We start from the raw sequence: 26,985 nt of genomic DNA on the forward strand, positions 1-26,985 counted from the left end.
CGGGCATGAAGAAGCAGATCGGACTCGCGCTCGCTGCCGGGCTGGCCGCCTCGTTGCTGGTTGCCGCGCCGGCGGCCGCCGAGGTGGTGCCGACCAACGTCCGGGTCGCGTGGAAGGACACGACGTTCCAGACGGTCGTCGTGAGCTGGGACGAGGCCGAGCCGGTCGGCAACTCGATCCAGTTGTACAAGCAGGGCTTCAGCACGGCGTACTACGCCGACTCCGTCCTGGCCGACCACCCGAACTCCGTGGAGGTTCCGGCGGCCAGAATCCGGGACGCCAGTTGGCGGGAAGGGCGGGACACGCCGCTCGAGTTCGTGGTCTCGGGGGCGGGTCGGTCGGCGGTCCGGTCGGTGGGCTTCGACGCGAACACGCCGGATGCGCCGGAGGTGGTGTCCCGGACGCTGTCGGCGGCAGGTGTCAGCACTGTGCGCTGGAAGGACGCCTCGCGCGACACCACGCCCAACGATCCGCTCGACCGGACCGAGCCGCTCACGTACCAGGTGAACTACGTGCCGACGGGGTCCGGCAAGTCGTACCCGATCGCGGCCCGGAGCGCCGCGACCCAGGCGACCTACACGCTGCGTTCGCCGTACTCGCTCTATGTTGCCGGGTACAACGAATGGGGCAACCAGTTCTACCGCAGGCTGCTGACGGCCGAGGCGACCCGGCTCACCGCGACGGTCCCGTCCTGGGTCGTCTACCAGGACTCCGCGCGGGTGGCCGGCACGTACACGCCGTCGGCCGAGAGCCGGCCGGTCGCCCTGCAGGCCCGCAACAGCTCGACCAGTCCCTGGTACGTCGTCGCGTCGGCGGTGTTCAGGGGCGGCACGTTCGGCTTCCAGCTCGGCACCGGAGGCAGTCGCCAGTACCGCGTGGTCACGCCGACGGCGACGTACTCCGCGGGCGCGGTCATCGCGTACGGCGCGGCGACGGCGCCGGTGGCGTCGACCACCCAGCTGCGGACTTCCGGGTTCTTCGCCGGGGACCCGATCATCCCCAACATGCGGAACACCGCCGGCGTCTACGTCTACCCCGGGGTCAACACCACCGCGCAGTTGCAGCGGTGGACCGGCAAGGCATGGTCGGCGGTCGGCCCGGTCGCGGTGAAGGCCGGCACCGGCTACGGCTCGGTCGTCGCCACCAAGCCCGGGCGTACGGCGTACCGGTTCTACGTCCCCGCGAGCAGCTTCGGCGGCGCCCGGTTCGCCGCGGCGTACACCAACACCTTCGTCAACAACGTCGGCCCAGGAGAATGACCATGAAGAACCACGTCGGAGTTGCCCTGGCCGCCGGTCTGGTGCTCGGTGGACTGTCGACCATGCCCGCCCACGCTGCCGATCCCGCGCCGACCGACGTGAAGATCAGCTGGAAGGACGACACCTTCGAGTTCATCCGGGTGACCTGGACCGACACCGGCGCGCAGCCCAACCGGGTCTTCGTGCGGAAGACCGGATCGGCGGTCGAGAAGTTCGCGGTGCACGTCGCCGCCGACGGGGAGAACGTCGTTGACCTGCGGAAAGACCTGGTCAGCGAGTACGGGAACACCAACGGCACCCTCGAGGTCGGGGTCGCCGTGGGGACCGCGGACGGGCTGACCAGTCCGGTGGCGGTGTCGGCGGCGTTCGACACGTTCGAGGCGGGGACGCCGCGGCTGGTGTCGTGGGCGGGGTCGGGGACGAGCACGCTGCACGTGAAGTGGGCGGCGGCTCCGGCCGGGAACGACTCGACGCCGGGGGATCCGCTGGACCGGAGCGACCCGGTGCGGTTCGACCCGCGGTTCAAGGTCGCCGGTGGGGAGTCGAAGCCGGCTGGGCCGACCGGGCCGGCGACGGAGCTGACCTTCACCGGGCCGGACGCGCCGTACGACTTCTACGTGCTGTCCGAGAACGAGTGGTTCACCGGGAACCCGAGCGAGCTGGTGCACGCCGGGCGGACGAAGTTCACCGCGAGCATCCCGACCTGGGCGGTCGCGGGGACGGACACCGTGATCCGCGGGACGTACAGCGGCCCGGAGTACGTCGGCGCAACGCTGCAGGCGCGGAACTCCGCGACCAGCCCCTGGTACGCCGTGACGTCGTACAACAACCTGACCGACGGGACCTTCGAGTTCCGCGTCGCCAGCCGCGGCACCCGTGAGTACCGGGTCGCGTTCGCGAACATCGCGTCGACCGTGGGGCCGGTCGTCTGGTTCGGCGGCTACACCCCGGCGGTCACGACCACGACGCAGCAGAAGGCGATCGCGAGCCTGGCGGCGCCGAGCGCGGTCGCGGGGTCGCGCGTCCCGGCGTACCTGTCGGTGCTGCCTGAGGTGAGCGGCGCGGCTCAGCTGCAGCGCTGGAACGGCTCCGCGTGGACGGTTGTCGGCAACGTCGCCCTGACCAACGGCAACGCGACCGGGATCATCCACCAGACGACGATCGGCGCGACGGCGTACCGGTACTACGTGCCGGCGCACACGTTCAACGGCCTCGGCGTGGCCGCGGCGTACAGCAACCAGTTCGTACTGACGACGACGCGGTGAGGACACAGATGAAGAAGACAGCAGTTGCCGCGGTCTGCGTGGGCCTGGCGTTCGGTGGGCTGACGGCGACTCCCGCGTTCGCCGCGGACGACGCCCCGACCAACGTGAAGATCAGCTGGAAGGACGACACCTTCGAGTACGTCCACGTGACCTGGGAGGAGACCGGGGACCAGCCGAACCGGGTCTTCGTGCAGTCTGCCGGGAGCACCGACGAGAAGGCGGTGCAGTACGTGGCGGCGGGTGCGCCGAACGCGGTGGACGTCCGGAAGACCACGCTGTCGGGGCTCGGGAGTCTCAAGACGTTCCTCCAGATCGGCGTCTCGGTCGGTACGGCGGACAGCGAGACGAGCCCGGTGGCGTTGTCGCCGGAGTTCGACACGATCGCGCTGGGGGCGCCGAAGCTGGTGTCTTGGGCCGGATCGGGGACGAGCACGCTGCAGGTCAAATGGACGGCCGGCACTCCGGCGCGCGTCGACAAGACGCCAGGTGATCCCCTGGACCGGGACGTGCCGGCGATCTCGCGGCCGGTCTACACCCTCGGAGGCGGCCAGCCGAGCCAGCCTGCCGGGCCGGCCGGCCCGGCGACGGAGCTGACCTTCACCGGGCCGGTGGCACCGTTCGGTTTCTACGTGCTCTCCGAGAACGAGTGGTTCACCGGCAACCCGAGCGAGACGGTCCGCACCGGCCGGACGCAGATCAACGCGACGATCCCGACCTGGGTGGTCGCGGGTTCCGACACGGTGATCAAGGGGACGTACGTCGGCGCGGAGTTCGTCGGCGCGACGCTGCAGGCCCGGAACTCCGCGACCAGTCCCTGGTACGCCGTGGCGTCGCACAACGTCTTCGACGGCTACTTCGAGTTCACGGTCGCCAGCCGCGGCACCCGTCAGTACCGCGTCGCGTTCGCCAACGCGACGGCGCAGGACGAGCCGTCGGTCTGGTACGGCGGCTACAGTCCCGCGGTCACCACCACGACCCAGCAGAAGGCCGAGGCCGTCCCAGCCACGCCGCGAACGGTCGCCGGCGAGAAGGTCGACTCCTACCTCTCGGTCTCCCCGGAGGTGAACGGCACCGCCCAACTCCAGCGCTGGACCGGCTCCACCTGGACGGCCGTCGGCAACGTCACCCTCAAGAACGGTGCCGCGACGGGCGTCATCCACCAGACGACCGTGGGCACCACCTCGTACCGGTACTACGTCCCGGCGCACACGTTCAACGGGCTCGGTGTCGCCGCGGCGTACAGCAACCAGTTCGCGCTCACGACGTACCGCTAGCTAGCTCGCTGACCAGCCGGTCCACTTCGTCACCTGGGCGACGATGAAAGGGCCGGCTGGCGGCGTCTCGGCGTACTGCGGGTACTTGGCGGCCAGCGCATCGAGAGGGTGCTCTGCCGCGACAACCGCCGTGCAGTCGGCTCGGACCCACCACAGGTGGGTCCAGTCGGGTGCGTAGTGGTCGATCAGGACAGTGGCCTTCGGATTCTCGGCGAGATTGCGGAGACGCCGTAGATTCCGGGTCGTCTTGGGTTTGTGGTCGACGGCGATCACGATCACGTCGTCGGCGAGAGTGAACGTGACGGGCACCACATGCGGCCTCAGGTCCAGGCCGGTGGTGGCCAGGAAAGCCCGCTCGGCCGCGGCGAAGCGAGTGCGGCAGAGGTCGGTGGGGAGTATCACGATTCGGCCCTCCGGCTAGGCAGCGTGGGGTGCCAACTATGTATGGTCAACGCGTTCCAGCTTCCGGTGAGGTGAGGTGCGATGGGCGGGGTGCGGTTACTGCCTGCCGTCGTTGCCGCGACAGTGCTCGGTGGAGTCCTGACCGCCTGTACGTCGGACCCGGTGCCGACCGGGGTCTCGGTCGCGTGGGACGCGACGAAGACGGCCGTCCAGGTCAGCTGGAAGGACGACAACGCGCCGAACCGGATCTCGATCGAGGGTGTGGTGTCGAGCAGCCCGTCGTACGTGAAGTACGTCGCGGCCGGGGACCCGAACACCTGGGCGATCCCGACGTCGGCGTTCCCGGCCGACGGGAACTATCGGGTCGCGGTGTCGATCGGTACGTCGAGAGGCGGCGTGACGAGCAAGCCGGCCCGGTCGCCGATGTTCGACACCGACGGGCCGCTGCGGCCGACCGACGCGGTCGCGCGGGTGTCCGGCAAGGACGTGCAGGTGAGCTGGAAGGTGCCGGCGGCGGGGCAGGACTTCACGCCGAACGACCCGCTTGACGTGCCGGCCGGGACGCAGCAGTACACGCCGGTGATCGGCGTCAACGGGCAGCCGTTCAAACCGGTCGCGGCGCCGACGACCAAGTCGAGCCTGGTGCTGAAGAACGTGCGGCCGCCGTACTACTTCCAGCTTCGCGCGAAGAACGAGTGGGCCTCGCTGACCGGCGCGGAGATCGCCGGGCGGACGACCGCGACGACGGCCGCCGTACCGACGCTGTGGACGTTCGGCAAGCAGATGCTGATCCGCGGCCGGACCATCCAGCAGGAGATCAGCTGCGGTGGATCTCGTTGCTCGGTGCAACAGTCGACGGCGGCCGGGCTGCCGGTCGTGGTGCTGGCGCAGAACCGGGCCGGTGGGCCGTGGGTGCAGGCCGGTCGCGGCAGCACGCAGCCGGGCGGGCACTTCGAGATCCGGGTGAACACCGGCGGTACCCGCACGTACCGGGCGTACGTGCCGGTGAACAGCCGCGTCGGCGCGCTGACCGCGGCCTCCAGCAGCAAGAACTACCTGACCCGCAGCCGGCTGCTGATCCAGGGCGCCGGGTACGCCGGGGGCAACCTGCACAACCGCAACGAGGTCATCAACGCGGCGGTCGTCGTACGGCCCGCGCAGAACACCACCGCGATGCTGCAGTTCTGGAACGGCCGGGCCTGGGGCAACGTGAAGCCGACGCCGATGCGCGGCGGCCGGGCGGCGATCAGCTTCAAGGCGGTCAAGCCGGGGCTGTTCGCGTACCGCTTCCTGGTCCCCGGTACGACGTACCAGGGCACACCGGTCTACGGGACGGCGACGCCGAGCCTGGTGCTGCGGATCCGCTGATCGCGCTACTGCGCGTCGACGGTCTCGCCGAGCTCGACCGGCTCGGGCTCGGTCCGCCGCCGGTGCCGCAGCTTGTAGACCGCGTACGCCGCGACGGCGGCGACGCCGATCAGCACCAGCGCCCAGACCGACAGCTCGCCGAAGATCCGGTCCGCGTTGTCACCGATGTTGAAGGCAACGATCCCGATCGTGGTCGACCAGGCGATCCCGCCGGCCGCGTTGGCGGCCAGGAACTGCGGGTACGGCATCCGGAGCATGCCGGCCATCGGCCCGGCGAAGATCCGCAGCAGCGCCACGAACCGGCCGAAGAACACGGTCCAGACGCCGTACTTGTGGAAGTACCGCTCGGCGCGCTCGATCCGGTCGCCGGAGAAGTGCTTGGAGCGCCGGCCGAGCCGCTCGAACAGCCCGCGGCCGGCCTTGCGCCCGATGAAGTAGCCGATCGAGTCGCCGACGATCGCGCCGGTCGCGGCGGCGGCGATCACCAGCCACAGCCGCAGGTCGCCCTGGGACGCGATCAGCGCCGCGGCGATCAGCGTGGTCTCGCCGGGCAGCGGGATGCCCATCGACTCGACGCCGATGACCAGCCCGACGACCAGGTAGGCCAGCACCGCGAGGCCCCCGGTCGGTACCGCGATCGCCAGTGCGTGAAGTTCCCCCATGGTCCAATCGTGGCACTGTCAGGCAACCGTTTTACTGATCTGTGAAGTATCCGTCGGCAGGAATTTATCTGGCCGATCCGGTGTTGGCCGGAGGATCGCCGGTCGGTACGACGGCGAGCAGCGTGCTGATCTGGCGGGCACCGGCCGGGTGCGAGGTCTGGCTGCGGCCCTTGCGGTAGCGCTCGACCAGCTCCTCCAGCTCCTGGTTGAACTGCCCGGTCTCGTCGTGGGTGAGCCACAACCGGGACCGGCTCATCGAGCTGACGTCGTCCCAGGGATCGCTGGCCGGCAGTTCCTGGAACTGCTCGAGGATCCGCTCGACCGAGCTGCGCATCAGCGCCTGCCCGGCCAGCCGCCCGGCGCCCGACGACTGCGTCGAGATCTTCACCCGCTCGGCGGGAGCCCGCCAGGGTCGCTCGCGGCCGTCCGCCGACTCGTCGGCGCGCTCGACGATTCCCCACCGCTCGAGGGCCCGCAGGTGGTAGCTCATCGCCGACGGGGTCAGCCCGGCGAGCTTCGCGCACTCGGTCGCGGTCAGCACCTTGCCGTTGTAGAGCTCGTCGATCACCCGCAGCCGGGCCGGGTGCGCCAGCGCGCGGATCGCGCGCGGGTCGGTGAGCTCACGCATCTTCTCGGCCACGGCGCTCAGCGTAGCCAGAAGCCTTGACCGGCGAAACTCTGAAGCAGTAACTTCACATATGTGAAGCAAACACTTCAGGTTTCGATCTGGTCCTTCCGCGACATCCGGCTGGTGCTGCCGGCCCGGGCGCTCTCGTACGCCGGGGACTCGGTGGCCCTGGTCGCCCTGATGCTGAGGGTCTCCGAGACCGGAGGGCCGGGTGCGGTCACCGCCCTGCTGCTGGCGTTCGCCGTACCGACGGTCGCGATGATCCCGTTCGCCGGCCGGATCGTCGACGGGTACGACTCCCGCGCCGTCCTGGTCTGCGCGTCCCTGCTGCAGGTGGTCGCCGGTCTGGGGCTCGCGTTCAGCCACGGCCTCGCCGAGACGCTCGCGCTGGTCTGCCTCCTGCAGGTGGGCCAGGCGGTCGCCGGTCCGGCCTGGGCTGCGTTGATCCCACGGATCGTCGGTGAGCAGCTCGTCGGCCGGGCTACCGGTACGAGCCAGGCTCTGGTCGGTGTTGCCACCCTGGCGGGGTCGGCCGCCGGCGGCGTACTGGTGAGCTGGTCAGGTGAGCGGGGGGCTCTGCTCGTCGACACCGCTACCTTCGGTGTGGTCGCGCTGGTCGCGCTGGCGGTCCGGACGAGGCGGCGGCCAGTGGCAGACGCCGTACGGGAGCAGGGCGCGCTGACAGCTGGACTGCGCAGCCTGCTGGGGGACCCGCTGCTACGGATCCTGGTGGTCTGCCTGTGGGTGTTCGTGGTGGTCGGCGAGGCCGTCAACGTGGTCGAGGTGTTCCTGGTCACCGACGAGCTCGGGCTCGACGCGGCCGGCTACGGCTGGGTGATGGCGGCGCAGGGCGGTGGGGCGATCTTGGGAGCCTGGGGCACCGGCCGGCTGACGTCAGCCACGGGCAGGTCGCGAGCCATGCTGGCCGGGATGGCAGCGATCGGTGCTGCGTGTGTGCTGATGGGTGTGGCCGGTGGAGCGTTCGCACTGTTCGTCGGGGCTGTGGTGGTCGGCGCCGGGGGCGGTCTGCTCAACGCTGCGTCCAGCACCCTGATCGTGACCCGTACGGCGGAGGAGGTCCGCGGCCGGGCGATCGCTGCTCTCGGCGGGACCGTGCGGGCCTGCAGCCTGGTCGCACTGCCGCTCGGTGGACTGTTGGCCGCCGTACTGGGGACGCGGACGACGTTCGTGGTCTGCGGGATCGCTTGCGGGGTGGCTGCGGCGCTGGCCGCCGTACTGGTGGTCAGGACAAACGATTCGGTCCCGGAGGTGGTCAGTCACTAGCCTTTGCCCTATGACTGAGCCACGTGAGACCCCGGTGACCCCCGACAGCGGGCAGGACGACCTGCCCGAGCAGATGCGGGTCCGCCGGGAGAAGCGTGACCGGCTGCTCGCCGAGGGGGTGCAGCCGTACCCGATCACCGTGCAGCGGACGCACCTGCTCAAGGACCTCCGTGCCCGGTACGACGTACAGGAGCTGGAGCCCGACACCCGGACCGGTGAGCAGGTCGCCGTCGCCGGGCGGGTCATCTTCCTGCGCAACACCGGCAAGCTCTGCTTCGTCCGGCTCCGTGAGGGCGACGGGACCGAGCTGCAGGTGATGCTGTCGCTGGCCGACGTCGGCGAGGAGGAGCTGGCCCGGTTCAAGGCGCTGGTCGACATCGGTGACCTGCTGTCGGTGCAGGGCGAGGTGATCACGTCGCGGCGCGGTGAGCTGTCGGTGCAGGCGACCGCCTGGCAGATGGCGGCCAAGACGCTGCGCCCGCTCCCCAACGAGCACCACCCGCTCAGCGAGGAGGCGCGGGTCCGGATGCGGTACGTCGACCTGATCGTGCGGCCCGAGGCCCGCGACATGGTCCGGACCAAGGCCGCCGTGCTCAAGTCGCTGCGCAAGACCTTCGACGACCAGGGGTTCGTCGAGGTGGAGACCCCGGTGCTGCAGCTCACCAACGGCGGCGCCGCGGCCCGGCCGTTCCGGACCCACCTGAACGCCTTCGACCAGGACATGCTGCTGCGGATCGCGCTCGAGCTGGACCTCAAGCGGGCCATGATCGGCGGCGTCGACCGGGTCTACGAGATCGGCCGGACGTTCCGCAACGAGGGCCTGGACTCCACCCATGCCGCGGAATTCTCGATGATCGAGGCCTACCAGGCCTACGGTGATTACGACTCCATGAAGACTTTGACCCGCGACCTGGTCCTCAATGCCGGCGAGGCGGTCGGTCGTACCACCGTCACAGGGCGCGACGGTTCGGAGATCGACCTGACCCTGCCGTGGCGGTCGGCGAGTGTTTTCGACCTGATCTCGGAAGCGGTCGGTGAAGCCGTCGACGTGACCACCGACGCGACCCGGCTGATCAAGCTCGCCGAGGCCCACCAGGTCGAGTTGCAGCCCGGCTGGAATGCCGGCGAGATCGCTCTGGAGCTGTACGAGAAGCTGGTCGAGCACACCTTGATCCAGCCCACTTTCGTCCAGGACTACCCGGCCTCGGTGCGGCCGCTGGCCAAGCCGCACCGGACCACCGAGGGACTGGTCGAGGCCTTCGACCTGATCATCAACGGGGTCGAGCTGGCACCGGCGTACACCGAGTTGAACGATCCAGTCATTCAGCGTGAACGCCTGGTGGCACAGTCGATGCTGGCCGCCGCCGGCGATCCCGAGGCGATGGAGCTGGACGAGGACTTCCTGCGCGCGATGGAGTTCGGGATGCCGCCGGCCGGCGGGCTCGGGATGGGGCTGGACCGGCTGATCATGCTGTTCACCGAGGCAGGGATCCGGGAGACGATTCTGTTCCCGTTGCTGCGTCCGGAGTGACCGGGAATCGGCCCGTTCGGAGCTGTTGCTTACCACAACCAACGGGCCGATTCATTTCCGGGTCCATTCCGTTGCCGTTGCATACGGTGCGTGACGGGGTTTTAAGTCACATCTTTCCCCACATTCCGCCTGTTGAATGACAACGCCCGGGTTTGTGCTGTACAAATCAGGGGGAAGCCAAAAAGTAGGGGGATTGTGCCCGGTGGCGGGCGCGGAAAGGACTGTCATCGATGGCGCAAAGGGTCCAGGTAGTTCTCGAGGACGATCTCGACGGTGGTAAGGCCGACGAGACCGTGACCTTTGGATTGGACGGCACGACGTACGAGATCGACCTGTCCAAGAAGAACGCCGCCAAACTGCGTGACGCGCTGAACGGGTACGTCGGGGTGGCCCGCAAGGTCGCCGGGCGCCGTGGGCCGGCCGGACGTGGCGGTCGCGGTCGGGGCCGGTCGGCCACCGACTCCGCCGACATCCGGGCGTGGGCCAAGGACAACGGCTACGAGGTCAGCGAGCGCGGCCGGATCTCGGCCGAGGTGCGCGCGGCGTACAACGAGGCGAAGTAGCACCCCGCGGATCCGATCCCGGGTTCGACCGGTCCCGGTGCCTGCGAAGGCGCCGGGACCGTCCGCATTCCGGTTGTTTCACAGTGTGGACACGGTGACCGGAGTCGTTCGGTGGTGATGCCTTCCGAGGCAGCTATCGCCGTGAATTCGCTGGTGGCGAACACCGGGCGCGCCGGGAACACCGCCGGGACCCCAGGGGTTGTTCCCTTGTGATCCCCAGTAGGCGGCCGGGCGAGAGGTCGTGTCTTGTTCGCTGAGAGCGAGCCTGTCGATGCCGGGGACTAGCATGCATGTACGGGGGTCGGCCCACACGGCACGTCCGACTCCTCTGAGGCAAGGAGCGCTTTGGCGATGTTTGAACGATTTACGGACCGCGCCCGTCGGGTAGTCGTCCTGGCCCAGGAAGAGGCCAGGATGCTCAGCCACAACTACATCGGGACCGAGCACATCCTGCTCGGCCTGATCCACGAGGGTGAGGGTGTCGCCGCCAAGGCTCTGGAAAGTCTTGGCATCTCGCTGGAGGCTGTCCGTTCCCAGGTCGAGGAGATCATCGGCCAGGGACAGCAGGCTCCGAGCGGGCACATCCCGTTCACCCCTCGCGCCAAGAAGGTGTTGGAGCTCTCCCTGCGTGAGGCCCTGCAACTGGGCCACAACTACATCGGCACCGAGCACATCCTGCTCGGCCTCATCCGCGAGGGTGAGGGTGTCGCCGCGCAGGTCCTGGTCAAGCTCGGCGCGGACCTGAACAAGGTCCGGCAGCAGGTCATCCAGCTGCTCAGCGGGTACCAGGGCAAGGAGACGGCCACGGCCGGCGCCGGGGCCACCGAAGGTGCTCCCAGCAGCTCCCTGGTGCTCGACCAGTTCGGCCGGAACTACACCCAGTCCGCCCGCGAATCGAAGCTCGACCCGGTGATCGGGCGCGAGACCGAGATCGAGCGGGTCATGCAGGTGCTGTCCCGGCGGACCAAGAACAACCCTGTCCTGATCGGTGAGCCGGGCGTCGGCAAGACCGCGATCGTGGAGGGTCTGGCCCAGCAGATCGTCCGCGGTGACGTGCCGGAGACGCTCAAGGACAAGCAGATCTACTCCCTCGACCTGGGCGCCCTGGTCGCCGGATCGCGGTACCGGGGTGACTTCGAGGAGCGCCTCAAGAAGGTGCTCAAGGAGATCCGCACCCGCGGCGACATCGTGCTGTTCATCGACGAGATCCACACCCTCGTCGGGGCCGGTGCGGCCGAGGGCGCGATCGACGCGGCGAGCATCCTGAAGCCGATGCTGGCCCGCGGCGAGCTGCAGACCATCGGCGCGACCACCCTCGACGAGTACCGCAAGTACGTCGAGAAGGACGCCGCGCTGGAGCGCCGGTTCCAGCCGATCCAGGTCGCCGAGCCCTCGATCGCGCACACGATCGAGATCCTCAAGGGCCTGCGCGACCGGTACGAGGCGCACCACCGGGTCACCATCACCGACGCCGCGCTGGTCAACGCCGCGCAGCTGGCCGACCGGTACATCTCCGACCGGTTCCTGCCCGACAAGGCGATCGACCTGATCGACGAGGCCGGGGCCCGGTTGCGGATCCGCCGGATGACCGCTCCGCCGGACCTGCGCGAGTTCGACGAGAAGATCGCGAACGTGCGCCGGGAGAAGGAGTCGGCGATCGACGCCCAGGACTTCGAGCGGGCCGCGTCGCTTCGCGACGACGAGAAGAAGCTGATCAACGCGAAGGCCGAGCGCGAGAAGCAGTGGAAGGCCGGCGACATGGACGTCGTCGCCGAGGTCGACGAGGAGCTGATCGCCGAGGTGCTCAGCACCGCGACCGGCATCCCCGTCTTCAAGCTGACCGAGGAGGAGTCCTCGCGGCTGCTGGACATGGAGAAGGAGCTGGCCAAGCGGTACATCGGCCAGGAGGACGCGGTCAAGGCGCTGTCGCGCTCGATCCGCCGTACTCGCGCCGGTCTGAAGGACCCGCGCCGCCCGTCCGGCTCGTTCATCTTCGCCGGCCCGTCCGGTGTCGGTAAGACCGAGCTGTCCAAGGCGCTGACCGAGTTCCTGTTCGGCGACGAGAGCGCGCTGATCAGCCTCGACATGTCGGAGTACTCCGAGAAGCACACGGCCTCGCGGCTGTTCGGTTCGCCTCCCGGGTACGTCGGCTACGAAGAGGGCGGCCAGCTCACCGAGAAGGTGCGCCGCAAGCCGTTCAGCGTGGTCCTGTTCGACGAGGTCGAGAAGGCCCACCCGGACATCTTCAACTCGCTGCTGCAGATCCTGGACGAAGGTCGCCTGACCGACGCCCAGGGCCGGGTGGTCGACTTCAAGAACACCGTCATCATCATGACCACGAACCTGGGCACCCGGGACATCGCCAAGGCCGTCAGCCTCGGCTTCTCCCAGGTCGGCGACGTCTCCGGCTCGTACGAGAAGATGAAGGCCAAGGTCACCGAGGAGCTCAAGCAGCACTTCCGGCCCGAGTTCCTGAACCGCGTCGACGAGATCGTCGTCTTCCACCAGCACGGCAAGGACGAGATCGTCAAGATCGTCGACCTGATGGTCGCCCAGGTGGAGGAGCGCCTCAAGGACAAGGACATGGGCATCGAGCTCACGCCCGCGGCCAAGGCCCTCGTCGCCGACCGCGGCTTCGACCCGGTCCTCGGCGCCCGCCCACTACGCCGCGCCCTCCAGCGCGACGTCGAGGACGTCCTCGCCGAGAAGATCCTCTTCGGCGAACTTCGCCCGGGACAGATCGTCCTGGTCGATGTCGCGCCGGAAGGCACGGTCAGCGAGGACGGGGTCCCGGAGTACTTCACGTTCACCGGAACCCAGAAGAGCACCCCCGACCTGGAACTCACCGAGATCGCCGGCGGCGGCACGGGGCTCCAGGACAGCTGATCGGTTAGCTGAACCTCAGACCCCGCGGACCAGTTTGGTTCGCGGGGTCTTTGGTTTTGGTGCTTCTTTCCCACGCGGGCTCCTTCGGTCGCTTGCCTGGTTCGGCGGGCTTGCGCCGTCGTACGCAACAGGCAATCGTCGTCAACTGCGGAGGGCGGTGACGCTCTCCAACAGCCCCAGGTGTTCGAGGGCGTTCAGGACGTCCTCGACGGTGCTCGGGCGGATCCAGGCGTCGGCCATGCGTTGGATCTGGGCGTAGACCTCCTGGCGGTTGAGGTCGATCAGGTCGTGGACGAACTCGTCGGCGTTGCGGGTCTCGAGGTTCCACGGGGTCAAGGCCGCCGGCGGGAAGTGTTTGGTGTTCTCCGTGACGATGACCTGGGCGTGGGACTTGATCGCGGCCGCGACGACATGGCGGTCGTCGGGGTCGGGGAGGTCGACGGTGCCGATCAGGGGCTCGTAGCCGGTGACGCGGACGTCGCGGATCGCCCTGTTCATCAGCGTGCGGGTGCGGTCGAGCTTCGCGGGGTCGAGGTCGGGGCGGTCGATGCGGAGGTTGCGGAAGGTCTCGTCGAGGATCTGGTCGGTCCACTTCGCCTGGACGAGGCCGGCCTGGGCGACGCGGATCAGCAGGTCGCGCAGGCTGTTGGGGTAGAGGACGTTGGCGTCGTACACGACGATGAACGGCACGTCAGTACAGGCCCATGTCCTGGTTGAGCTCGGTGAGCTCGTCGGCGGCCTCGCGGCGGGTCTGGTCGTCTCGGCGGCGGTACTCCAGCAGCGAGTCGGCGCGGACGCGGCGGTGGCTGCCGACCTTGCGGAAGGCGATCTCGCCGGCGTCCAGCAGCCCGATCAGGTGCGGTCGCGAGACGTTCAGGATGTCGGCTGCCTGCTGGGTCGTCAGCTCGGCGTGGGCCGGTACGACGGTGACGCCTTGGCCGGCCGCCATGTGGGCGAGCACGCGGGCGAGCAGTTCGACGGCGCTGCGCGGGATGGCCAGGGTGTCGTCGGGGTCGCCGCCGACGACGACGCGGATGTCGCGTTCGTCGGTGTGGTCGGCGAGGTACCGCTTGACCCGGCGCATGGCGATGTCGGCGGTCTTGACCTCGGCGGCGTCGGGGCGTGCGGTCGCCGGTTCGGGTGCGTTCATGGGACTCCTCCTGATCAATCGAAGTATCCGCAACAAACGCAGTAAACGCAACCGGTACGCCGGGTAGTCGAGCTCAGGTACGGCGTGGCTGAGGCAGCGGGGGTTGGGGGGTGTCGATGACAATGAGTGGGCACCGGCAGGGTGGCTGCGGTGGCTACTGGGTTGGCGAGGAGGGTCGGATGGCTCGTCGGAAGCATCGGGCTCGGGCTTTGGTGGCTGGGTGGTGGCGGGTGGTGGCTGTGGTTTGTGGGGTGGTGGCTGTGGGTGGGGTGGCGGCTGCTGTGGTGGGGTGGCGGGACGGGGAGAAGGCGGCTCGGGTTGAGCCTGTGGCGGAGCGGGTGGTGGGGATCGGGGTGCCGGCGGCGGGGGCTGTGGTGGGGCCGGTTGAGCGGGTGACGGGGACTGTGCGGGGGTTGCGGCCGGGGGAAGGGGTGTGGGTTCTGATTCGGAAGGCGGGGGTGGGGGCGCCGTACTACCCGGCGGCTGGGCCTTGTGTGGGGGAAGGGGAGGCGCTGACTTGTCCTGATGTGACGATCGGGGGTGAGGCGTCTTCGGGGAGTTTCGAGTTGGTGCCGGTCGTGGTGGACGGGCAGGGGCAGCGGGTTCTGATCGACTACCTGCGGGCTGCTGGGAAGTGGTCGAGTGGGACGGGGATGGCGCAACTGCCGCAGGGGGTTGTGGCTCAGGGGGCGACGGTTACCGTGTCGCGGCGGCCTGGGTGACGGCGTACGGGCAGGGTGGGCGGCGGCGGTAGTAGTAGGCCGCGGTGGCGATGGCGAGGGTGGTTCCCCAGAGGGGGAAGGGGAAGAGGGCCAGGTGGCCCAGGTTGGTGAGCAGGGACTCCTCGGGGAGCCAGAGCATCTGGACCAGGGAGAGGCTGCTGACCAGGAGGAAGGCCGCGGCGGTGGCGCCGGGGATGACGGCGGCCTTGATCGGGACTGGGCGGCCGGCGAGGAACGGGATCCAGCGAGGCCAGGTTTCGCCCCAGGGGCGGATCAGGCCGAGGGTGACGATGCCGGAGGCCAGGGCGATCAGGCCGAGGCCGAGACCGAAGAGCTTCATGCCGGGGTCGGCGTCGAGGTCGGCGGAGTCGATGCCCAGGCCGATGGGGGTGGGGAGCAGCCAAGTCATGCGGAGGAGGGCGTAGGGCATCGGGCAGAGGGCGGCGATGATCGTGGCCCAGAAGCCCCAGCGGCGGGCGGACTCGGGGTCGGTCCAGTGCGGGCTGGGCGTCGCCGACTCTCGGGCGGTCCGGGCGGGGGAGTCGTGCCCGCGAGGGTCGGTCGGCGAGACGCCGGGCGACGCAGCGGTGCTGTGGGAGCGGCCGCAGTGGGGGCAGCGGGACTGCGCCGTACGGAGGGTTCGGATGCCCAGGGCGGTCCAGCCGGCGCCGAGGAGGAACGCGGTGAGGACGAACAGCGGCGTGGTGCCGACGCGTTCTGGGACGTGGGCGAGCGCTGTGCCGAGGTTGCGGAACGCCTCCCAGTCGAAGAGACCAGTGGTGAGTTGAAGCGTGGCGACCAGGGCCAGTACGCCGAGCAGAAGTGCGCGGGTGACTGGCTGGCGCCAGGCGCCGGCGACGAGGAAGGCGAAGGCGACGGGCAGGCCGACGAGGACGAGCAGGTAGCCCGCGAGGACGATGACGGTCATGCTCGGTGCGAGCAGGCCGAAGACGATCGCTTGCAGGGCGGTGAACGCGAGCAGCGGTCGGTACGCCGATGGTGTCCACGTGGATTGGGTGTGCGCGAGTGCGGCCGGTACGCCGAGGAAGCCGAGGACGGCGATCAGACCGGCGCCGACGTCCGTCGGGATGAAGGCGAGCAGCGAGATGCGGTCGGCGTCGGGGCCGGTGGGGCCGAAGGGGTAGTCGATCGGGCCGTTGAGGAGCCAGGTCACGCCGAGGACGCCGTACAGGAGGGACAGGACGGCGACCGCGATCGGGAGGCGGCGGGTGCGGCCGGGGCCGCGAGTGCGGGGGCCGGTACGGCCTTGGGGGTGAACGGCGGTGGTCATGAAAGTCCTCCAGATTGCTCGTGTGGTTCCACGGTGCAGCTGAAGGCGGGGTGAGCACTTCCGTCCTGCGAGGGGTTCGGGTCCCTCGCTCGGGGGAACTTTCAGCGGTTCTGGCGCAGCCGGCGTACGGCGTTGGCAAGCGACTCGGGGTCGGGCTCGACAGGATGCGGGCGGTCGGCGATGAGCTGCGCGCTGGCGCACAGCACCCAGATCAGCCCGGACACGAGCGCCACGACAGGACCAGGCCCGGGCCACGTGTCGCTGAGGACGCTGGCGTTGTTGGCCTGCCAGCCGCCAGCGCCGTAGACCAGCGCAACGACCCCAGAGACACCAGCAGCCAGCTGCGCCAGCTGACCAGGCCCCAGCACCAGAGCCAGTACGGCGGCCAGCAGCCCGGCCAGCCAGGTCAGCGCGAGCGCAGGCTGAGTCTCCAAGCCCAGCTGCCACACCGACTGACCCAGCCGACGGCTGAACGCCCACGGCAGCAGCAACGCCACTCCAGCAGGCAGTGTGGCGAGCAGCGTCGCCAGCGCAAACCAGCGGTGCTGTACGACGGCCTGGCGCTTCTCCTCCTGCTCCAGCTTGTCCGGCAGCTCCTCATCAGGCAGCATCACCGCACCCCCAGGCGGATCACGTCGTGGCCCAGCTCGAAGTACAGCGCCTCGCCGATGACCGTCAGGTCGTCAGCAGCTTGCGGTACGCCGTCAGCCGGACCGGCGACGACCGTGACGCGACCAGGACCGTCAACCCGTGTCAGGTGGACGCCGTCGTAGACCCACGGTCTCCCGTCGGGCCCGGCGAACCAGGTTCCGTCCGTCGTCCTCTCGGCAGCCGGAACGCCAGCTGCTGACACCGGCCAACCAGTAGACGCGCCACCGAGCAGCACGGTCTCCCGGCCGTCGCGCTCAACCTGGATCAGCCGCTCGCCCAGCACCGCCGCCACCGCACCAGCTGGCAGCTGCACAAGAGCGCGGAGTTTCCCGTTCAGCTGAAGGCGTTTCGCGCCCGGTCCGTACAGGTTGTACTGGCCGCCACCGATCGAGGTGACCAGCAACTCGCCAGCAGCAGCCGCTGACTCACCGCGCTGTTCAGGGGCCGATGGCAACGAGTCCTGCACCACAGTCGCGTGCCCGCCAACCAAGTGAACGCCCAGCTCGGTCGACGGTTTGCTGCGACTGGCGACGGTCCACCAGAGCCCGCCGAGCCCGTCAGGAGCCCACGCGTGTGCCGCGTTCGGCAGCCGCATCCGGACCAGCCGCCCGGCAGCATCCAGCGCCAGCTGCGAGTTCGCACCCGGGACGGCCTTGCCTGGTTGGCCTTCCACGGTGACCGGCGGCTCCACCAAAGGCACCTGCGGCACAACGGCCGCCCGGTACGACGTACTGCCGCCAGCAGGCTTCCGCCGATCGCACCGAGCGGCCGGCTCATCAGCAGCCGGGTACGCAGCAGCAGACGCAGCCGCATCCGGTACGACCAGCACCTGGTCCCCACCGCCCGGCGACACTCCCAGTACGACCGACCCGTCGGGCCGCGCCTCGATGCTGTCCACTCCAGCGACCCGCGAAGGCAGCGGCCGCAGTACGCCGTCCGGTGTGATCACCGCGGTCTGCGCGCTACCGCCGAGCCACAGGTTGCCGCGCACGTCGACAGCGAACGCCTCGACGGTCAGCGACGAGCTGGCCGCGTCGCGACTCAGCGGACACCCCGCCGGAGCGACACCTGTCACCTGCATGGCACCAGAGCCCGGGCGGCGCAGTGCGAGACCGGTCTGGCTCGTCCGCCAGGCGACTGTGCCGTCCGGCCCGGTGGAGACCGAGTTGCCTGGTGCACCCGGCCCTGGGTTCACCAGGTAGTCGGCCAGCTTCATCCCGGGCTTCAGCGCTGCAGCCGGGATCTGCCAGGTGCTGGTGCCTCCCCAGATGACGACCGAGCGGTCCGCGTTCCGATGCGTCAGAGCCGGTCCGGTGCCGCTGGCGAGGATCTCGATGCCAGGCGTCACGTAGTACCGGCCGTCCGGGTCCTGGTGGCTCAGACTGATGTCCGCTGAAACCAGGTTGAGCGGCACAGACAGCACGGCCCAGGGGCGATCGCTGGCGCCACCTGCGAGCAGCAGCATCCGGTGGTCGGCCACACCGAGCAGGGCCGGCGGTGTGGTCCCATGGCTGAGCGCTACCTGTGGGAGCGCGACGCCGTCGACGTACGCGAAGACTGTCGAGCCCTCGGAGCCGGTGCGGCCCAGCAGCCACTCGCCAGGGGAGCCGTCGAGGTTGCCTGCGATGGAGTCGAGCGGGTCGGAGGTACCGATCGCTACTCGCATGCCGAGCTGGTCCTCGAGCTGACCGCCGTTGAGGTTCAGCAGCCGGTGCGGTGAGCCGGGAACGACCTCAGGCATGTACGACGTACCAGCAGCGTCCGGCACGAGCAGCCCGCCGACCAGGCCGAGCACAGCGGCTACGCAGATGACCAACACCTGCCGTAGCGGCAGCAGCGCCAGGACCAGGAGCAGCACACCCAGACCTAAGCCCACCCACACACCGAGACCTGGCTGGTAGCCGACGCCGTCGGGGAGACGCGGCGGGAGCTGCGCGAGTGAGTGGAGCGTCCCGGTGACAGTCAGCGCTCCGGTCAGCGCAGCAGCAGTACGCCGTACCAGCGCAGGGCCGGTGATCGAGGTGGCGAGCACGACGACCGCCAGCAGAGCGACGAGCGCCGCCCAGGTCAGCGCGTACGGCAGCTCCCACAGCTGCGAGCGGAGCAGCCCGGCCTCAGCACCTGCCGGACCGAGCGCCACCGGGTCCACTAGCTCGCGCCAAGGCAGCAGCGTCGACAGCAGCAACAGCGCCGCGGCGACGGCCGAGAGCAGCGCCGCAACGGTCCGCCGAGCAGTCCCCGGAGCGACGAAATCGCAGAGCTGGACAAAGGTTGCCCGCAATTCGGACTGGTTCAGCGGATCCTCGGAAGATTTTTCGGGACGTTCCGGCAACAGCTCGGCGACCGCCTCGTGACGGGCCGCCCAGTGCGCGCAGATCGCCGTCGCCAGGACGCCGGACCCGACGACACCGATCACAGCCGGTGAGGTGGCGCAACCCGATCGGCCCTGAACCACCAGACCAGTCCAGACCACAGCGGTGAGCACTCCGAGCCCCAGCGCGGCCCAGCCCCGCACCTGCCGCCGGGCCGCCACTTTGTCCGCCCACAAGCGATCCGCGAGCACGACCAGGACCAGAGCGAGCGGCAGGACCAGCGCCGGACCACGTCCGTGCACTGGTTGGGTGGTGGCTCGCCAGAGGTAACAGCCTGTACTTGCCGAGCCCGGCAGCAGCAGCGAAACCGCTGTGACCACAGCGAGTCCGGCCAGTGCTGGACCGGGCCACCCGGTCCGTCGTACGGTCACGCGGTGCCGCAGCCGCTGCACCTGTAACAGGCCCGCTGCGGCCTTCGATTCAGTGGGAAGATCACGCAACGGCATAAAAAAGAAGCTACCCGTAGCCGGTTGTGGCTCGTTGTAAGAGCATGACTGCGCCAAGTGGACCCGGACTGTTGGAGAGGGGGCCGGAGATGGAATCATCTCGTCGCATGGACGCACCGCGTCTGCCCTTGACCCAGGAACCGGTCGTCGACGCCGGTTCCTTTGGCGTGCGGCAAGCGGGCGGCGTGCTGGAGCGCGCGCAGCGGATCGCCGACACCCTGCGCGAGCAGGCCGAGCTCGAGAACGACTCCGCGCTGCGCGAGGCCGAGCAGATTCGTGGGCAGGCCGAGCAGCTCCGGGCCGAGGCCGACACCGCGGCCCGCAAGCTGCGCGCCGACGCGACCGCCTCCGCCGAGCGCCTGCTCGCCGACGCCGAGCGCGCGGCCGACCAGCTGCGCACCGAGGCCGAAGCCGAGTCCGAGCGGGTCCGCACCGAGGCGGCCGACGAGACCGAGCAGCTGCGCGCGACCGCGACCGCCGAGGTCGCCAAGCTCCGCGCCGACACCGCGGCCGAGGTGAAGCGGCTGCGCGACGAGGCCGACGCCGAGGCCGCGAAAGTCCGGGCCGACGCGACCAGTACGGCGGACCGCCTGAAGACCGAGTCCGAGTCGGCGGCCGAGCAGCTGCGCGTCGCCGTGGACGACGAGGTGACGCGCCGCCGGAGCGAGTCCGAGGCCGCCGCCGACAAGTTGCGCACCGACACCCAGACCGCGGCCGACGAGCTGCGGGCCGAGTCGCAGGCCGCGGCGGCCCGGCGGATCGCCGACGCCGAGATGGAGGCCGCGCGGGTCCGCAAGGCCGCCGACGACCACCGCGCCGAGGCCGAGGCCGCGGCCGAGCAGGTCCGGACCGAGTCGGAGGCGACGGCCGCCAAGCTGAAGGAGGATTCGGAGGCCGCGGCGGCGCAGCTGCGGGCCGACTCCGAAGCGGCAGCCGCGAAGGTGCAGGCCGACTCCGAGGCCGCCGCGGCCAAGTTGAAGGCCGACTCTGAAGCCGAGGCCGAGCGGCTCCGGACCGAGACCGAAGCTGCCGTCGCGAAGCTCAAGGCCGACGCCCAGGCCGCCGTCGACAAGCTCCAGGAAGACTCCGAGACCGCGGCCGCGCGGCGGATCGCCCAGGCCGAGACCGCAGCCGCGCAGGTCAAGGCCGACGCCGACGAGCTGCTCGTCGAAGCGCGCGAAGCCCGCGAGGCCGCCGCCCAGAACGTCGAGCGCGCCGGCCGCGAGGCGCAGCAGCTGGTCGCCGACGCCGGTGAGCAGGCCGCGCTGGTGTCGCAGGCCGCCGTACGGGCCGAGGCCGACCTGATCTCGCGGGCCGAGTCCGAGGCGAAGGACCTGCGGGTCGCCGTCGAGCGCGAGGTCGAGGCCGCCCGGGAGAAGGCACGCGCCGAGATCGCCGAGGCGCACGCCGAGATCGAGCGGCTCCGCGGCGAGAACCGCGCCGAGCTGGAACGGCGTACGGCGGAGCTGGAGGAGACCGAGCGGGCCAAGCTCGCCGCGATCTCGCTCGAGATCGACAAGCTGCGGGCCGAGGCCGTCGAGGACCTCGGGCGGCAGAAGTCCGAGGCCGAGGCGGCCAACGAACGGCTGATGGCCGACGCCCGCGCGCAGGCCAAGCTCGTCGTCGACAGCATCGAGGCGGACCGGCGTACGGCGTCCGCCGAAGCGCAGCGGATCGTCGAGGACGCCAACAAGGCCGCCGAGGTCGCCCTCGCCGAGGCCGAGAAGCAGACCGCCTGGACCAAGCAGACCGTCGGCGAGCTGGTCTCCGCGGCCGAGTCCGAGGCGCAGGCGATCCGGGACAAGGCCGCCGCCGAGGCCGCCGAGCTGATGCGCGAGAAGCGCGCCCACCTGCGCCGCGTCGTCGGCCGTTCCACCAGCCGGCTCAAGGCGACCCAGGAAGAGATCACCCGGCAGAACGCCGAGCAGACCAACCAGGCCAACGCCGCGCTCAGGGAAGCGACCGCGCAGGCCGAGGCCGCGATGGAGAACGCCGGTCAGCAGGCCGAGCGGGTCACCGTCCAGGCGCAGGCCAAGGCCGAGCGGCTCAAGGCGACCGCCGAGGCCGAGGCCAAGGAGATCGTCGACCGCGCCAACCGCCGCGTCGCCGAGGCCGAAGCCAGTACGCAGGTGCTGCGCGAGCGGGCCGCGAACGACCTCGCCGACGCGCAGCGCCAGTCGCACGAGCTGATCCGCAAGTCCCGCGCCGACGCCCAGCAGCTCGAGGCGCAGGCCCGCGCGCACGCGGACGAGCTGCGCTCGCAGGCCCGAAAACTTCTCGCCGACGCCGAGGCGAGGGTCGCCGCGCTGAACCAGCGCCGCGACGAGATCACCAAGGAGCTCACCCAGCTTTCGGGTGTGATCGAGGCACTCGCTGTACCCGGCTTCCGCGTTGATGGTGGAATGTCCTCCAGCGAGGGTTCCACGGGGGAATCAGGATGAGGACGTGACAGTCAGATCCTTGTCAGTGACAATGTGTGATCCACCCACCAGTCGAAGTGAGCATCTGAAGACATGAGCAGTGAAGCACCAACCCCGTTCCGCACCGTTCTGCGTGGCTACGAGCCGGCCCAGGTGGATCAGCACGTCCGGGAGCTGACCACCTCGCTGACCGCGCTCCAGCAGCAGTCCGAGCAGCTGCAGCGGCACGTCCAGGAGCTGCAGACCCGGACCGACGCCGCCGAGTCGGCCGTCATCTCGGCGCAGGAGGACAACAAGGACCGGGCGCCGACGTTCACCGAGTTCGGTGAGCGGGTCGCCAAGATCCTGTCCCTGGCCGACGACGAGGCCCGTGACCTGGTCACCCGCGCCCGCACCGACGCCGAGGCGATCGTCGCCGACGCCGAGGCGCACGCGAAGAAGGTCCGCAAGGAGGCCGAGCAGTACTCCCTGGACTGGAAGAGCGAGGTCGACGCCGAGGCCGCCCGGATCCTCGAGGAGGCCCGGACCCAGGCCGACGACATGCGTGACGAGGCCGAGCGCGACGCGAACGCGCGGCGCAGCGAGGCGCAGGCCCTGTACGAGCAGGAGCGGGCCAAGTCCGCCCAGGCCGCGGCCGCCTTCGAGACCACCCTGGCCGAGCGCCGCGGCAAGGTCGAGCAGGAGTTCGCCGCCCGGACGGCGCTGGCCGAGCAGCAGCTGGCCGCGGTCACCGACCGCGCCGCCCAGGTGCAGCGCGAGGCCGACCGGTCCCGGTCCGAGGCGGAGCGCCTGGCCCAGCAGCAGCTGGCCGACGCGAACCGTCAGGCGCAGGAGATCGTCGCCGCCGCGAAGGACAAGTCCGAGCGGATCCGCGCCGAGTCCGAGCGCGAGCTCGCCGCCGCGACCCAGCGCCGGGACAGCATCAACGCGCAGCTGACCAACGTCCGCCAGATGCTGGCGACGCTGTCCGGCAGCCCCGCGATGCCGCTCGACCTGCTCGCCGACGACGAGGACGAAACCGCCACGTCGAGCAAGAAGAACTGAGCAGCCTCCACCACTGCTCGGTCGCTCTGAGGCCGGCCCTCCCGCAAGGGAGGAGCCGGCCTTGAGCATGCGTTCTTACTGCGGAAGCCGGTAGCGGTTGCGGGGGAGCGGCTCGACGAGGCCGTCTGCTACCAAGCCGTCGAGGGCTCGCTCGCGTTGGGGTGCGTCCGGCCAGCAGGCGTCCAGCTGTTGTTTGGGGACCGAGCTGGTAGCCGCTCTGAGGACGGCCAGCAGGCGGCCTCGGGCCTGGCGGTCGGTGCCTTCGTAGGTTTGGCCTTTGCGGGGCGGGCCGTCGTACGGCGGGGAGCCGGCCAGGACCCACGCGCAGGACGTGCTGATGGGGCACTGGTTGCAGCGGGGGACTCGGGCGGTGCAGATCAGGGCGCCCAGTTCCATGGTGGCGACGCCCCAGCGGGCAGCCACGGAATCCTCCATCGGGAGGGCGGCGGCGGCCAGGCGTTGGTCGGCGGCGGTGGGGGAGATCGTCGGCTGCGCTACGCCGGTGAGCGCTCGGGCGAAGACTCGGCGGACGTTGGTGTCGACGACCGCGTGGCGCTGGCCGAAGGCGAAGGAGGCGATGGCGGCTGCCGTGTACGTGCCGACGCCGGGGAGGGCCAGCAGGGCGGCGTGGTCGGAGGGGACCTCGCCTCCGTGGCGCTCGACGATGGCCTGGGCGGCGGCGTGCAGGCGCAGGGCGCGCCGGGGGTAGCCGAGGCGGTCCCAGGCGCGGACGGCTTCGCCAGAGGGCTCAGCGGCGAGGTCGCCTGGTTTGGGCCAGCGGCGGATCCACGTCTCGTACGCCGGGAGCACGCGCGCGACCGGCGTCTGCTGCAGCATGAACTCGCTGATCATCACCGCCCACGGACCGGCGTCCGGGTCGCGCCAGGGGAGGGTTCGGGCGTTGGCGGCGTACCACTGGAGCACGGGGGCGTGCAAGGTGGATGCGAGGGGGAGCGGCGAGTCTGACATGTCGGGGTCAATCCTGACATTAAGGTGCGGACATGAGCAGCCTGCTCCGTCCGGTCGGGCACCTGCCTGCCAGCGTCTACTGGTTCCGCAGGGGCCTGCTGCTGGTCGCCCTGGTGGTGGTGCTGGTGCTGTTCGGGCGTCTGATCGGTGGCGGCGGCGACAAGCCGGAGAACACGGCAGCGGGCGGACCCCAGAACGAGAACCCCACTGCTCCTGTCGACCCGACCAGTACGCCGACAACCGGTGTGAACGAGCAGACCCCGGTCAAGACCCCGCCGCCCAGCGGCAAGCCGACCGGGAAGCCCACCGGCAAGCCGAGCACTCCGGAGACCCCGAAGACGCCTGAGCCGCCACAGGACTGCGCCGGTCGTGACGTCCGGGTGGCGGTGCTGCCGGCGGTCCGGACGATCAAGGCCGGGGGTGCGCTGAACTTCGCCGTCCAGCTGAGCGCGGTCCGTGCGGAGTGCAAGGCGGCGATCGATCCGACGTTGCTGTCGCTGACGATCACCTCGGGAGCGGACCAGATCTGGTCCACCACGCAGTGCGAGCAGACCGTGCCGCGGGCAACCTTCCTTGTTGCCAAGGGCAAGCAGTCGACGAGCACCGTGGCCTGGGACGGGCGCCGCTCCGGCCCGGGCTGCCTGCCGGGTCAGCCGCAGGCCAAGCCCGGAACCTATGTGGCGAAGGCCGTGTACGACGGACAGGCGTCCGCCGCACAGGCCTTCTACGTCGTCGCTTCCTAGTCCGCCTTCGCCGACCCCGAGTACGCCTTCGCCTGCAGGTGCGCCGGCCGCGTGAAGAACAGCGCTGCCACCAACCCGATGATCAGCACCGACGCCGGCAGGATCAGTGACTGCGCCATCGAGTCACTGAACCCCTGGTGGATCGCCTCCGGCAGCTTCCCGGCGAAGCTCGGCTCCGCCGACGACCCACCCGGTGCGGCCGGCAGGTTCGCGGCCAGCCGCGACTCCATCAGTACGGCGATGCCCGCGCTCCCGAGGACCGCGCCGACCTGACGCGTCGTGTTGTAGACGCCCGCACCCGCGCCCGCCTGGTGGTACGGCAGGTTGCGCGTGGCCGTCGTACCGAGTGGGGCCCACATGAACCCGTTCGCCACGCCCAGCAGCGCGATCGGCAGCAGCAGTTGCCAGATCGGGACGGTCGGCTCCATCACCTGGCTCAGCCAGAACAGCGACACCGAGCAGCACAGCAGCCCGAAGCCGGCGATGAACCGCGGCGGCGCCTTGTCGGTCAGCCGGCCGACGAACGGCGCCAGCGCGCCGGAGATCACGGCCATCGGCACCAGCAGCAGCGCGGACCGGGTCGGGCTGAGACCGCGCACGCTCTGGGCGTACAGCATCAGCGGGAACGTCATCGCGGTGATCGCGAAGCCGACCGTCGTGATCGCCGTGTTGGCCAGCGAGAAGTTGCGGTCCTTGAACAGCGACAGCGGCAGCAGCGGCTCGCCCTTGTTCTTCGCCTGCCAGAACAGGAACACCCCGATCACGACCAGCCCGGCGGCGATCAGCGACCAGACCGAGATCGGCCCGCTGATCTGACCCCAGTCGTACTTCTGCCCCTCCTGGATGCCGAACACCAGGCAGAACAGCCCGATCGAGCTCAGCGCGACCCCGAGCAGGTCGAAGCGGTGCTCGTTGGTCGGCAGGTCCGGCACCAGCCGCAGCGCCAGCACGAAGCCGACGACACCGACCGGCGCGTTGATGAAGAAGATCCACTGCCAGCCGAGCCCGTCGACGAGGACACCGCCGAGGATCGGGCCGACCAGCGTCGCCACGCCGGCCGTCGCGCCCCACAGGCTCATCGCCCGGCCGCGCTGGTCGGCGGGGAAGATCCGGGTGATCACGGCCATCGTCTGCGGCGTCATCAGCGAGGCGCCGAGCCCCTGGAAGATCCGGGCCACGATCAGCATCTCGATCGTCCCGGTCAGCCCGCACCACACCGACGCCAGCGTGAACAGCGTCAGGCCGGTCAGGTAGAGCTTCTTCGGGCCGAACCGGTCGCCGAGCCGCCCGGTGATCAGCAGCGGTACGGCGTACGCCAGCAGGTAGGCGCTGGTCACCCAGACCACGCTGCTGACGTCGGCGTCCAGGTCGGTCAGGATCGCGGGTGTCGCCACCGACACGATCGTGGAGTCGACCAGGATCATGAAGAAGCCGAGCACCAGCGCCCACAGCGCCGGCCACGGCCGCACGTCGGGCCTCACTTGCGGTGTTGCCATGAAAGATCCTTGCTCTCGATGCGGTGCAGGAGGGTGGTCAGCCAAGTGCGCTCGGCGGCCAGCACTGCCCGGTTGTAGTCCGCGGCGATCCAGAACTGCTCCGGTACCCCACGGTCGGTGACGTCCGCGATCACGGCGTCGAGCTCGGCGATCTGCCCGGCCAGCTCGACCAGCCGGCGCCGGAACCGCTCGGCGGCGTCGGCGGGTTCGAGGTTGTGCGCCTCGCTCAGGACGACGGGGAACAGCGGGTACTCGTAGACGTAGGTCTCGATCCCGGCCTGGACCCGCTGCTGCAGCGCCTGCTTGCCGGCCGGGGTCAGCTCGTACGTCGTCCGCTCGGGCCGGTTGCCGGCCCGTTCGGTGCCGGTCGCGCGGACCAGTTCCTGGCCGGCCAGCCGCTCGACCGTGTGGTAGAGCGAGCCGGGTTTCACCTTCAGCAGCCGGCTGTTCTGCCGCTGGAGCAGCAGTTGGTACATCTCGTAGGCGTGCATCGGCCGCTCGTCGAGCAGCGCCAGCACCGCGATCCCCAGAGGCGTCAACTCCGCCACGTGTTCCACCT

22 protein-coding genes are annotated in these 26,985 nt (G+C 70.0%); 11 read left to right on the forward strand and 11 right to left on the reverse strand.

All coding sequences use genetic code 11. The features are described 5' to 3' along the window. The first annotated feature begins 5 nt into the window (after window positions 1-5). Genes AB0M01_RS21280 through AB0M01_RS21290 form a run of 3 tightly spaced genes read left to right on the forward strand, consistent with a single transcriptional unit; the run spans window position 6 to window position 3,798 of the window. Window positions 6-1,259, forward strand: a complete 1,254-nt coding sequence (locus tag AB0M01_RS21280) for a hypothetical protein (protein WP_363671977.1) — start codon at window positions 6-8, stop codon at window positions 1,257-1,259. A gap of 2 nt (window positions 1,260-1,261) precedes the next feature. Further along, complete coding sequence (locus AB0M01_RS21285) at window positions 1,262-2,524, forward strand: hypothetical protein (RefSeq protein WP_363671979.1); 1,263 nt, start codon at window positions 1,262-1,264, stop codon at window positions 2,522-2,524. An 8-nt stretch (window positions 2,525-2,532) separates the two neighbouring features. Then, window positions 2,533-3,798, forward strand: a complete 1,266-nt coding sequence (locus tag AB0M01_RS21290; protein WP_363671981.1) for a hypothetical protein — start codon at window positions 2,533-2,535, stop codon at window positions 3,796-3,798. Here the strand turns inward: AB0M01_RS21290 and AB0M01_RS21295 are convergent, their stop codons facing one another. Next, a complete protein-coding gene (locus tag AB0M01_RS21295; protein ID WP_363671983.1) occupies window positions 3,799-4,200 on the reverse strand; it encodes a TIGR03668 family PPOX class F420-dependent oxidoreductase in 402 nt (133 codons plus the stop codon). It abuts the gene before it with no gap. A gap of 81 nt (window positions 4,201-4,281) precedes the next feature. On the opposite strand from AB0M01_RS21295, the gene AB0M01_RS21300 reads away from it, so the two are divergent. Then, window positions 4,282-5,568, forward strand: coding sequence for a hypothetical protein (locus AB0M01_RS21300; protein ID WP_363671985.1), 1,287 nt, complete (start codon window positions 4,282-4,284; stop codon window positions 5,566-5,568). Between the two features lie 5 nt (window positions 5,569-5,573). Here the strand turns inward: AB0M01_RS21300 and AB0M01_RS21305 are convergent, their stop codons facing one another. Beyond that, entirely contained in the window at window positions 5,574-6,230 is a 657-nt protein-coding gene (locus tag AB0M01_RS21305; protein ID WP_363671987.1) for a DedA family protein, read from the reverse strand. A 64-nt stretch (window positions 6,231-6,294) separates the two neighbouring features. Further along, window positions 6,295-6,870, reverse strand: a complete 576-nt coding sequence (locus AB0M01_RS21310) for a helix-turn-helix domain-containing protein (RefSeq protein ID WP_363671989.1) — start codon at window positions 6,868-6,870, stop codon at window positions 6,295-6,297. A 60-nt stretch (window positions 6,871-6,930) separates the two neighbouring features. Between AB0M01_RS21310 and AB0M01_RS21315 the strand changes: the two genes are divergently transcribed. The 4 genes from AB0M01_RS21315 to AB0M01_RS21330 all read left to right on the forward strand — a co-directional run bounded on the left by AB0M01_RS21315 (window position 6,931) and on the right by AB0M01_RS21330 (window position 13,122). Next, window positions 6,931-8,142, forward strand: a complete 1,212-nt coding sequence (locus AB0M01_RS21315) for an MFS transporter (RefSeq protein WP_363671991.1) — start codon at window positions 6,931-6,933, stop codon at window positions 8,140-8,142. Between the two features lie 10 nt (window positions 8,143-8,152). Further along, entirely contained in the window at window positions 8,153-9,673 is a 1,521-nt protein-coding gene (gene lysS, locus AB0M01_RS21320) for a lysine--tRNA ligase (RefSeq protein ID WP_363671993.1), read from the forward strand. 230 nt (window positions 9,674-9,903) lie between these two features. Continuing rightward, window positions 9,904-10,236: an Lsr2 family protein gene (locus AB0M01_RS21325; protein WP_363671995.1), complete on the forward strand. Its 333-nt coding sequence runs from the start codon at window positions 9,904-9,906 to the stop codon at window positions 10,234-10,236. Window positions 10,237-10,587: 351 nt separating this feature from the next. Beyond that, the gene (locus AB0M01_RS21330; protein WP_363671997.1) at window positions 10,588-13,122 is read left to right on the forward strand and encodes an ATP-dependent Clp protease ATP-binding subunit; all 2,535 of its coding nucleotides are present in this window, start codon (window positions 10,588-10,590) and stop codon (window positions 13,120-13,122) included. Between the two features lie 141 nt (window positions 13,123-13,263). Here AB0M01_RS21330 and AB0M01_RS21335 read toward each other — a convergent pair whose 3' ends face one another. The 5 genes from AB0M01_RS21335 to AB0M01_RS21355 all read right to left on the reverse strand — a co-directional run bounded on the left by AB0M01_RS21335 (window position 13,264) and on the right by AB0M01_RS21355 (window position 19,550). Beyond that, complete coding sequence (locus AB0M01_RS21335; protein WP_363671999.1) at window positions 13,264-13,812, reverse strand: PIN domain-containing protein; 549 nt, start codon at window positions 13,810-13,812, stop codon at window positions 13,264-13,266. A gap of 1 nt (window position 13,813) precedes the next feature. Then, on the reverse strand, window positions 13,814-14,272 hold the full coding sequence (locus tag AB0M01_RS21340) for a helix-turn-helix domain-containing protein (RefSeq protein WP_363672001.1): 459 nt from the start codon (window positions 14,270-14,272) through the stop codon (window positions 13,814-13,816). 696 nt (window positions 14,273-14,968) lie between these two features. Then, entirely contained in the window at window positions 14,969-16,285 is a 1,317-nt protein-coding gene (locus tag AB0M01_RS21345; RefSeq protein ID WP_363672003.1) for a hypothetical protein, read from the reverse strand. 101 nt (window positions 16,286-16,386) lie between these two features. After that, a complete protein-coding gene (locus AB0M01_RS21350) occupies window positions 16,387-16,896 on the reverse strand; it encodes a hypothetical protein (protein WP_363672005.1) in 510 nt (169 codons plus the stop codon). Next, complete coding sequence (locus tag AB0M01_RS21355; protein WP_363672007.1) at window positions 16,896-19,550, reverse strand: hypothetical protein; 2,655 nt, start codon at window positions 19,548-19,550, stop codon at window positions 16,896-16,898. Before AB0M01_RS21355 ends, AB0M01_RS21350 begins: the two co-directional genes overlap by 1 nt. A 311-nt stretch (window positions 19,551-19,861) precedes the next feature. Here AB0M01_RS21355 and AB0M01_RS21360 point away from each other — a divergent pair, with 311 nt between their 5' ends. Next, complete coding sequence (locus AB0M01_RS21360) at window positions 19,862-22,195, forward strand: kinetoplast-associated-like protein (RefSeq protein WP_363672009.1); 2,334 nt, start codon at window positions 19,862-19,864, stop codon at window positions 22,193-22,195. A gap of 72 nt (window positions 22,196-22,267) precedes the next feature. Further along, entirely contained in the window at window positions 22,268-23,218 is a 951-nt protein-coding gene (locus AB0M01_RS21365) for a DivIVA domain-containing protein (RefSeq protein ID WP_184799394.1), read from the forward strand. Between the two features lie 75 nt (window positions 23,219-23,293). On the opposite strand, the gene AB0M01_RS21370 is transcribed toward AB0M01_RS21365, so the two are convergent. Then, window positions 23,294-24,187 (reverse strand): A/G-specific adenine glycosylase, encoded by an 894-nt coding sequence (locus AB0M01_RS21370; RefSeq protein ID WP_363672011.1) that lies wholly within the window; start codon window positions 24,185-24,187, stop codon window positions 23,294-23,296. Between the two features lie 32 nt (window positions 24,188-24,219). Between AB0M01_RS21370 and AB0M01_RS21375 the strand changes: the two genes are divergently transcribed. Continuing rightward, a complete protein-coding gene (locus AB0M01_RS21375) occupies window positions 24,220-24,930 on the forward strand; it encodes a hypothetical protein (protein WP_363672013.1) in 711 nt (236 codons plus the stop codon). Here AB0M01_RS21375 and AB0M01_RS21380 read toward each other — a convergent pair. Together AB0M01_RS21380 and AB0M01_RS21385 are read right to left on the reverse strand one after the other, a co-directional pair. Beyond that, window positions 24,927-26,426, reverse strand: coding sequence for a DHA2 family efflux MFS transporter permease subunit (locus AB0M01_RS21380; RefSeq protein ID WP_363672015.1), 1,500 nt, complete (start codon window positions 26,424-26,426; stop codon window positions 24,927-24,929). The genes AB0M01_RS21375 and AB0M01_RS21380 overlap by 4 nt on opposite strands. Beyond that, window positions 26,408-26,974, reverse strand: coding sequence for a helix-turn-helix transcriptional regulator (locus tag AB0M01_RS21385; RefSeq protein ID WP_363672017.1), 567 nt, complete (start codon window positions 26,972-26,974; stop codon window positions 26,408-26,410). The genes AB0M01_RS21380 and AB0M01_RS21385 overlap by 19 nt, the downstream gene beginning before the upstream one ends. Window positions 26,975-26,985: the final 11 nt, after the last annotated feature.

Origin of the sequence: Kribbella sp. NPDC051770, assembly GCF_040681455.1 — a bacterium.
GTDB lineage: Bacteria > Actinomycetota > Actinomycetes > Propionibacteriales > Kribbellaceae > Kribbella.